Source organism: Streptomyces flavofungini (genome assembly GCF_041028215.1).
Taxonomy (GTDB): Bacteria; Actinomycetota; Actinomycetes; order Streptomycetales; family Streptomycetaceae; genus Streptomyces; species Streptomyces flavofungini_B.
Genome location: NZ_JASKYR010000294.1, coordinates 1 through 8,603 on the forward strand (window position 1 = coordinate 1; position 8,603 = coordinate 8,603).

Annotated in this window: 6 protein-coding genes and 1 pseudogene; 4 read left to right on the plus strand and 3 right to left on the minus strand. The window is 71.8% G+C overall.

Going from position 1 to position 8,603, the window contains the following annotated elements:
* The first annotated feature begins 18 nt into the window (after nucleotides 1–18).
* From AB8Z36_RS20665 to AB8Z36_RS20675, 3 genes are all read left to right on the plus strand, one after another.
* Nucleotides 19–1,440 carry a GH1 family beta-glucosidase gene (locus AB8Z36_RS20665; protein WP_369214833.1) on the plus strand — a complete coding sequence of 474 codons (1,422 nt, stop codon included), beginning with the start codon at nucleotides 19–21 and terminating at the stop codon, nucleotides 1,438–1,440.
* Nucleotides 1,441–1,592: 152 nt separating this feature from the next.
* Nucleotides 1,593–3,272: an aspartate-alanine antiporter gene (gene aspT / locus AB8Z36_RS20670; protein WP_369214834.1), complete on the plus strand. Its 1,680-nt coding sequence runs from the start codon at nucleotides 1,593–1,595 to the stop codon at nucleotides 3,270–3,272.
* A 45-nt stretch (nucleotides 3,273–3,317) separates the two neighbouring features.
* Entirely contained in the window at nucleotides 3,318–4,964 is a 1,647-nt protein-coding gene (locus AB8Z36_RS20675) for a bifunctional aspartate transaminase/aspartate 4-decarboxylase (RefSeq protein ID WP_369214838.1), read from the plus strand.
* Between the two features lie 3 nt (nucleotides 4,965–4,967).
* On the opposite strand, the gene AB8Z36_RS20680 is transcribed toward AB8Z36_RS20675, so the two are convergent.
* The 3 genes from AB8Z36_RS20680 to AB8Z36_RS20690 form a co-directional block, all read right to left on the minus strand.
* Complete coding sequence (locus AB8Z36_RS20680; RefSeq protein ID WP_369214835.1) at nucleotides 4,968–6,020, minus strand: chitinase; 1,053 nt, start codon at nucleotides 6,018–6,020, stop codon at nucleotides 4,968–4,970.
* 164 nt (nucleotides 6,021–6,184) lie between these two features.
* Nucleotides 6,185–7,570: a sensor histidine kinase gene (locus tag AB8Z36_RS20685; RefSeq protein WP_369214836.1), complete on the minus strand. Its 1,386-nt coding sequence runs from the start codon at nucleotides 7,568–7,570 to the stop codon at nucleotides 6,185–6,187.
* Complete coding sequence (locus AB8Z36_RS20690; protein ID WP_369214837.1) at nucleotides 7,567–8,271, minus strand: response regulator transcription factor; 705 nt, start codon at nucleotides 8,269–8,271, stop codon at nucleotides 7,567–7,569. Before AB8Z36_RS20690 ends, AB8Z36_RS20685 begins: the two co-directional genes overlap by 4 nt.
* Nucleotides 8,272–8,328: 57 nt before the next feature.
* Here AB8Z36_RS20690 and AB8Z36_RS20695 point away from each other — a divergent pair.
* Nucleotides 8,329–8,603: pseudogene (locus tag AB8Z36_RS20695) on the plus strand (hypothetical protein); the annotation flags it as partial.

Below are 8,603 nucleotides of genomic sequence, written 5' to 3' on the forward strand. Positions count from 1 at the left end.
TCTCATGGGAGCGCTTCCATGCCTGAACCCGTTACCTTTCCGGCCGGTTTCCTCTGGGGCACCGCCACCTCCGCGTACCAGATCGAGGGCGCCGTGCGTGAGGACGGCCGCACCCCCTCCATCTGGGACACCTTCAGCCACACCCCGGGCCGTACGGACGGCGGCGACACCGGTGACGTCGCCGTCGAGCACTACCACCGCTACCGCGACGACGTCGCGCTCATGGCCAGCCTGAGCCTGGACGCCTACCGCTTCTCCGTCTCCTGGTCGCGGGTGCAGCCCACCGGGCGCGGCCCCGCCGTCCAGCGCGGCCTGGACTTCTACCGGCGCCTGGTCGACGAGCTGCTCACCCAGGGCATCGAGCCCGCCCTGACCCTCTACCACTGGGATCTGCCGCAGGACCTGGAGGACGCGGGCGGCTGGCCGGTCAGGGAGACCGCGTACCGGTTCGCGGAGTACGCGGGCATCGTCGGCGAGGCCCTCGGCGACCGCGTCAACTCCTGGATCACGCTCAACGAACCGTGGTGCAGCGCCTTCCTCGGCTACGGCTCGGGCGTCCACGCCCCCGGCCGCACCGACCCGGCCGCCGCCCTGCACGCGGCCCACCACCTCAACCTCGCGCACGGCCTCGGCACACAGGCGCTGCGCGCCGCCCTTCCGGCCCGCGCCCGCATCGCGGTGAGCCTCAACTCCTCGGTGGTCAGGCCGGTCTCGGAGGCGCCGGGCGACCTGGACGCGCGGCGCCGCATCGACAACCTCGCCAACGGCGTCTTCCACGGGCCGATGCTGCACGGCGCCTACCCCGACGGCCTCTTCGCGGACACGGCGCGGATCACCGACTGGTCCTGCGTACGGGACGGCGACCTGGCCGAGATCCACCAGCCGCTGGACGCGCTCGGCCTCAACTACTACACGCCTTCGCTGGTCTCGGCCGCCCCCGGCGGCGAGGGAACGGCCCGCAACGACGGGCACGGCGCCAGCGAGCACTCCCCCTGGCCGGGCGCCGAGGACGTCGCCTTCCACCAGACGCCGGGCGAGCGCACCGAGATGGGCTGGACCATCGACCCGACCGGGCTGCACGAGCTGATCATGCGGTACACGCGGGAGGCCCCGGGGCTGCCGCTGTACATCACCGAGAACGGCGCGGCCTACGACGACAAGCCCGACCCGGAGGGCCGCGTCCACGACCCCGAGCGCATCGCCTACCTGCACGGCCACCTCGCCGCGGTCCGGCAGGCCATCACCGACGGGGCCGATGTCCGGGGCTACTACCTCTGGTCGCTCCTGGACAACTTCGAATGGTCCTACGGCTACAGCAAGCGCTTCGGCGCGGTCTACGTCGACTACGAGACGCAGGCCCGCATCCCGAAGTCCAGCGCCCGCTGGTACTCCATGGTCGCCCGCGCGGGCGAGCTGCCGCGCGAGGCGCTGCTGGACTGACACCCGCGCGGCGGGAGAGCGCGGCGGTCAGGGCGCGGAGCCGAGTGGCGGGCAGGGCGCGGAGCCGAGTGGCGGGCCTCCACTCGGCTCCTTAGTTTGCGGTTATGCCGCATCACGCACTTTCCGTACGCGACCGGTCCGGGTGAGGCCCCGTGGGCGTCCTCCGTGACCACCCCGAGCTCGCGCTCTTCCTCTGCCTCGCCCTCGGCCACCTGCTCGGCAGACTGCGCGTCGGGCCGCTCACGCTCGGCGGCATCTGCGGCACGCTGATCGTCTCGCTGCTGCTGGGCGCCTGGACGAAGGTCACCGTCTCCGGCGACGTCAAGACGGTGTTCTTCGCGCTCTTCATCTTCGCCCTCGGCTATATGGCGGGCCCGCAGTTCTTCTCCCAGCTCAACCGGGGCAGCCTGCGCTTCTTCGCGCTCTGCGGCATCGAGCTGGTCTCCGTGCTCGCCATCGCGTTCGGCCTGGCCAAGGCCTTCGACCTGGACGTCGGCACCGCCTCGGGCATCCTCGCCGGGGCGGCGACGGAGTCCGCGGTGGTGGGCACGGCCACCGAGTCCATCGGCAAGCTGAGCGGTCTCACCCAGGACCAGATCACCCAGTACCAGGGGCACGTCGCCACCGCGTACACCGTCTGCTACCTCTTCGGCCTGATCACCATCGTGATCTACACCAGCCAGATCATGCCGATGCTGCTGCGCGTCGATCTGCGCGACGCCTCGCGCGAGCTGTGGGAGAGGATGCGCGGCGGCGGGGGCGGCCTGGAGTCCGACGAGCGCGAGGCGCTGCCCGGCATGGTCGGCCGCACCTACCTGGTGACCACGGCCGACGGCAGGACCGTGGGCGAGCTGGAGAGCGAGTTCGACGGGCGGATCACCGTCGAGGCCGTCAAGCGCGGCAGCAGGCAGCTGACCCCGGCGCCCGCGCTGCGGCTCACCCTCTCCGACCTGGTCCTGGTGGTCGGCCGCCGCTCCCACGCGATCGAGGCGGGCCGCCTCATCGGGCCGGAGACCCCCGGCATCCCGGGTGTCGACACCCCGCTTGCCACCAGCCAGGTCGCCGTCACCGACAAGGCGTCGGACGGCATGACCGTGGACCAGCTCCAGAGGGCCCACCCCGAGTTCGTCAAGGACGGCGTGTACATCACCGACGTACTGCGGGGCGATCAGGTGCTGCCCGCGGACGGCGGGACCACGCTGCGGCGCGGCGACGTGCTCACCCTGGTCGGGGCGCGCTCCGGCCTGACCAAGCTGGTCGGCAGAATCGGCGCGGTGGTCAGGAACGACGCCACCGACTTCATCTACCTGGGCCTCGGCATCGCGGCGGGCTCACTGCTCGGCCAGGCGGTGGTGACCTTCGGCGACGTCCCCATGTCGCTCGGCACGGGCGGCGGCTGTCTGATCTCCGGGCTGCTCTTCGGCTGGTTCCGCTCCCGCAGGCAGACCTTCGGCGCCTTTCCGCCGCAGGCCGCCACCACGATCAAGGACATGGGCCTCGCCGTCTTCATCGCCTGCACCGGCCTGATCTCCGGGCCCCAGGCCTGGCCGCTCCTGAAGCAGTACGGGGCGCTGCTGCCCTTCGCCGGGATCGCGATGGTGCTGGTCCCCGCGACGCTCTCGCTGGTCGTCGGCCGCAAGCTGCTGAAGATCGAGAAGCCGCTCCTGATCGGGGCCATCGCGGGCCAGCAGTGCTCCACCCCGGCGATCACCTCGGTCACCCAGGTGGCCCAGAGCTCCGTACCGATGCTGGGCTACACGATCACGTACGCGCTCTCCAACTTCCTGCTTCCCCTGACGGGGCCGGTCCTCGTCGGCGTACTGGGCGGTTAGGGCCCTCTCCCGATGAGGGCCCCCGACGATCTGGAGAAGGACACCGTGCCGAAGACCACGTTCACGCGCGAGGAGATCCAGTCGTACGCGCGGCTGAGCCCCTTCGAGCTGAAGGACACGTTCATCAGGATCGCCCAGGCGGCGCAGGCCGGGAAGCCGGGGCAGAAGGAGAAGTCGAGCGCCCAGATGCTCAACGCGGGGCGCGGCAACCCCAACTGGACGGCGACCGGCCCCCGCGAGGCCTTCCACGCGCTCGGCTACTTCGCGATCGCCGAGTCCCGGCGGGTGTGGACGGCCGACAACCTCGGCGGGATGCCGGAGCGGCCCGGCTCGGGCGAGCGCTTCGAGGCGTTCGTGCGGAGCCATCCCGGCCTGCCCGGCGTCGAGCTGCTCCACCAGTGCGTGGAGCTCGCCGTGGAGCGGTTCGGCTTCGCCAGGGACGACTTCGTGCACGAACTGACCGACAGCTCGATCGGCGACAACTACCCCGTCCCCGACCGGATGCTGACGCACGCCGAGCAGATCGTGCGCGGCTACCTCACCGACGAGATGTTCGGCGGGACGCCGCCCCCGGGCACCCTCTCGCTGTTCGCGACGGAGGGCGGCACGGCGGCGATGTGCTACGTCTTCGACTCGCTGATGAAGAACGGCATCCTCAAGAAGGGCGACCGGATCGCCCTGATGGTGCCGGTGTTCACGCCGTACATCGAGATCCCCGAACTGGACACGTACGAGTTCGACGTCGTGCCCGTCGAGGCGAGCCTGTTCACCGAGGCGGGCGTGCGCGAGTGGCGCTACCCGGCCGAGGAGATCGACAAGCTGGCGGACCCCGCGGTCAAGCTGGTCTGCCTGGTCAACCCCTCCAACCCGCCCTCGCTCGCCCTCGGTCAGCGCGTGGCCGACCAGATCCGGGACATCGTCGCGACACGGAACCCGCGTCTGATCCTGGTGACGGACGACGTGTACGGCACCTTCGTGGACGGCTTCCGCTCGATCGCCGCCGACCTGCCGCGCAACACCCTGCTCGTCTACTCCTACTCCAAGCACTACGGCTGCACCGGCTGGCGGCTCGGCGTCATCGCGCTCCACGACGACAACGTCATCGACGAGATGATCGCGGAGCTGCCGCAGGGGGAGAAGGACAGACTCGACAAGCGGTACGGGACGCTGTCGCTCGATCCCTCGGGGATCAGGTTCATCGACCGCCTGGTGGCCGACTCGCGGCAGGTGGCGCTGAACCACACGGCGGGGCTCTCGCTCCCCCAGCAGGTGATGATGGTGCTCTTCTCCCTCTTCGACCTGCTGGAGGAGGGCCGGGCGTACAAGGACCGCGTCCGGGCGATCGTGCGCCGACGCCTGGACCTGCTCCTCGAGGGCGCCCAGATGAAGATCGCCGACGATCCGAAGCGGGCCGCCTACTACGTCGAGCTGGACCTGCTCGCCGAGGCCGAGCGCGTCCACGGCAAGGACTTCGCCGACTTCCTGCGACGCACCTACGAGCCCGTCGACCCGCTCTTCCGGCTGGCCGAGCAGACCTCGGTGGTGCTGCTCAACGGCGGCGGGTTCGACGGCCCGGAGTGGTCGGTACGGGTGTCCCTGGCCAACCTGGACGACCTCGACTACCTCAAGATCGGCCACCATCTGCGCCGGATCTTCGACGACTACGCGCAGGAGTGGCGGGCGTCGGCGTAGCGGCTACCTGTAGGCCGCGAAGGCCTTGGTGAAGTCAAGGGGCCGCTGGTCGACGGAGGAGCAGGTCGGCTGCGCGGAGCCCGAACCGCCGCCCTCGCAGGCCTTGTCGCGGGTCGAGGACCACATCGACAGCCAGCCGATGCCCTTGTCCTCGGCGAACTTCACCAGCTCGGTGGCGTCGTCGGTCCTGAAGACCTCGGTGGCGACGTCGTTGACGCCGATCATCGGGGTGACGGCGACGGCCTTCCACGCGGCCTCGTCCGAGAGGCCGAGCGCGGTCCTCAGCTGCTTCTGCGTGGCGGTGGCCGCCTGGATGGCGTACTCGCCCATGTCGCCGCTGTACGCGGGCCCGTAGTCCATGGCCATGATGTTCACGGCGGAGACCTTCACCCCGTTCTCCTTGGCGTCGGCGACGAGGTCGACGCCGGGCTGAGTGAGGCCCTCGGGCATGACGGGCAGCGTGAACGAGACGTCCAGGCCCGGTTGGTCCTTCTGGAGCGCGGCTATCGCCTTCGCGCGGCGGGTGTTGGCGGCGGTGTCGGGCAGGGCGGCGCCCTCGATGTCGAAGTCGACCTTGGTCAGCCCGTAGGCGTCCACGACCTTGCCGTAGGCCTTGGCGAGGGCGTCCGCGCTGTCGCACTTGAGGCCGAGCTCGGAGCCCGCGGCGCCGCCGAAGGAGACGCGGACGTCGCCGCCCTTGGCGCGCAGGGCCTCGATCTGCGAGGCCACCTTGTCGTCGCCGAGGCCGGTGGTGCCGCCCCACAGGGGCTCGCAGCCGCCGCCGGAGGTGATGAAGGCGAGGTTGAACTCCTTGACGCCGGTCTTCTCGGCGGTGTCCAGGAGGTCGTAGGCGGGGGCGAGGGAGGTGTCCACGAAGGGGGCGAACCTGGCGGCGGCCTCGGCGGCGGGCTTCGCGCCCGGCTTCTCGGCAGGGGCCTTGGTGGCGAGGGCGGTCCCGGAGAGGAGGAAGGCGCCGCCGCCGACGAGAGAGGCGGCGACGAGCCCGCCGACGACCTTGGACCGGGTGCTCACCGTGCGCCGGTGCGTGCTGCTCATGGCGTGCCTGCCTTAGCTGTACGGGGGTGGGGGGTGGCGTTGCGATCAGCACGCTAGCCCCGCCTGGCGCGACATAACGGGCGTTGCCCTCGCCCGGGTTGATCCTTAGGACCCGCTTAAGGAACGGATCGGGGCGGGTTAAAGATCGGCGCGGCGGAGGCCGGTCACCGCGCGGGCATCCGTCGGCGGCGCACCGCGCCCCGGTGGCCGTGACCCCGGCGGCTCTCCGTGCCCCGGCGGCCGTCCCGCTGGAGCCAGAGGCGGACTTCCGTGCCCCCGAGGACCGAGCTGCCCACCCGTACGTCGCCGCCCGTGGACTCCGCGAGGCGGCGGACGATGTCGAGGCCGAGGCCCGTGGAACCGGCCGTCCCGGAACCCGCGCCGCGCGCCAGCGCGGCCTCCGGGTCGGTGATGCCGGGCCCCGCGTCGGAGACCAGGACGATCACCGCGTCCTCGCCGCTGTGCACGTCCACGGAGAAGGCCGTGCCCTCGGCCGTGTGCCGGAAGACGTTGCCGAGCAGCGCGTCGAGCGCGGCCACCAGCTCGGGACGGGCCACCGGGATGCGGACGGGGTGCTCCACCCCGGCCACCCGGACCTCGCGCCCCTCGTCCTCCGCGAGCGCCGACCAGAACGCCATGCGGTCCCTGATCACCTCGGCGGCGTCGCACCCCGCCCCGGCCCCGACCACCGCCGTCTGCGGCTTCGCGTCCCGTGCGGTGCGGATGATCGTGTCGACCTCGCGCTCCAGCGTCTCGACCGCCGTACGGGTCTGCTCGGCGGCGGGTCCTTCGCCGAGCGAGGCCGCGTTCAGCCGCAGCACCGTCAGCGGTGTCCGCAGCCGGTGCGACAGGTCCGCGGCGAGCTCCCGCTCATTGGCGAGGAGCTGTACGACCTGGTCGGCCATGGAGTTGAAGGCCACCGCCGCGAGGCGCAGCTCCTTGGGGCCCTCCTCCGGCACCCGCGCCCCCAGCTTCCCCTCACCGAGGTCGTGCGCGGCGCCCACGAGCCGCTTGGCGGGCAGCACCATCCGTACGCCGAGCCGGTCCGCGACCGCCACCGAGCCGATGACGAGCGCCACACCGACGCCCGCGAGCACCAGCCACGCCATGGTCACGCCGTTGCTGACCTCGGCCTCGGGCACGTAGATCTCCACGACCGCCGTGCCGGAGCTGAGCGCGGTCGGCTGGAGGACCACGAAGCCGCCGGGCACCTCCGCGGTCCTGGCCCTGCCCTCCCTGCGGGTGGCCTCCACGGCGCGCGCCCCGGCCCTCGGGTCGCCGACCTCGAAGGCGCCGGCGTCGCCGATGGCCGGTACGTACACGGCCATCCGCCCGTCACCGCCCGCCGCCGACGTCGCGACGGCCCGGGTCAGCTCCTCGCGGTCGGTGGTGATGGAGAGCGTCGGACCCATGCCCGCGCCGTGCCGCTCCGCGTTGGAGATGGCGCGGTCGCGGGCCATCTCCTTGACGACGAGGCCGAGCGGCACCGCGAAGGCCACCACGACCATCGTCGTGACCGCCAGGCAGACCTTGACCAGCGCCCACCTCACCTCGGCGGTCCCGTCAGCGGCGGCTCCAGCTTCACGCCGACCCCGCGCAGGGTGTGCAGATAGCGCGGCTTCGCGGCCGTCTCGCCCAGCTTCCGCCGCAGCCACGAGAGGTGGACGTCGATCGTCTGGTCGTCGCCGTAGCTCTGCTGCCACACCTCGGCGAGCAGCTCCTTGCGGGGCACGACGACGCCGGGCCGCCCGGCGAGGAAGGCCAGCAGGTCGAACTCGCGCCGGGTCAGGTCGAGCCGCGCCCCGTCCAGCTCGGCCTGGCGCCGCAGCGGGTCGATGGCGAGCCCGCCGACCCGCAGGACGCTGCCCGCCGGTGCCTCGCCCGCCGTGGCGCGGGAGCGGCGCAGCACGGCGGCCATGCGCGCCGACAGGTGCTCCACGGAGAACGGCTTGGTGAGGTAGTCGTCGGCGCCGTCGTTGAGGAGCCGCACGATCTCCGCCTCGTCGTCCCGCGCGGTCGCGATGATCACCGGGACATCGGTGATGCCGCGCAGCATCTTCAGCGCCTCCGACCCGTCGAGGTCGGGCAGGCCCAGATCCAGGATCACCACGTCGAAGCGGTAATGGGCGACTTCCCGCAGCGCCTCCAGGGCAGTGCCGACGCTGCGCACCGTGTGCGACGCCTCGGTCAGATGCCGGATGAGGGCGGAGCGTACGAACTGGTCATCCTCGACGACGAGCACACTTGCCATGGGCGGCACCGTACGCCATTCGGCGGAGCGCGATGACGTGGTGCAGTATGGCCCGCGATGCGCAGAGGACTCGTACACACCATCGCGTGGTCGCTCGCCACGGGCGCGGCGGTCACGCTGTCCTGGTGGGGCGTCCACACGGTGATGGCGGGCACCGTCTACGACCCGCCGCGCGCCCTGCCGCTCGCGGACGGCGGCGGCACGGAGCCGCTCTCCTCCTCGACGCACCGCGCCGGCCCCTCGCCGCCGGGTACGTCGCACAAGGCGGACGGGCCGGACACCGCGTCCGAGAAGCCGAGCAGGAGCGCCGAACCGCCCGAACCGTCGAGAAC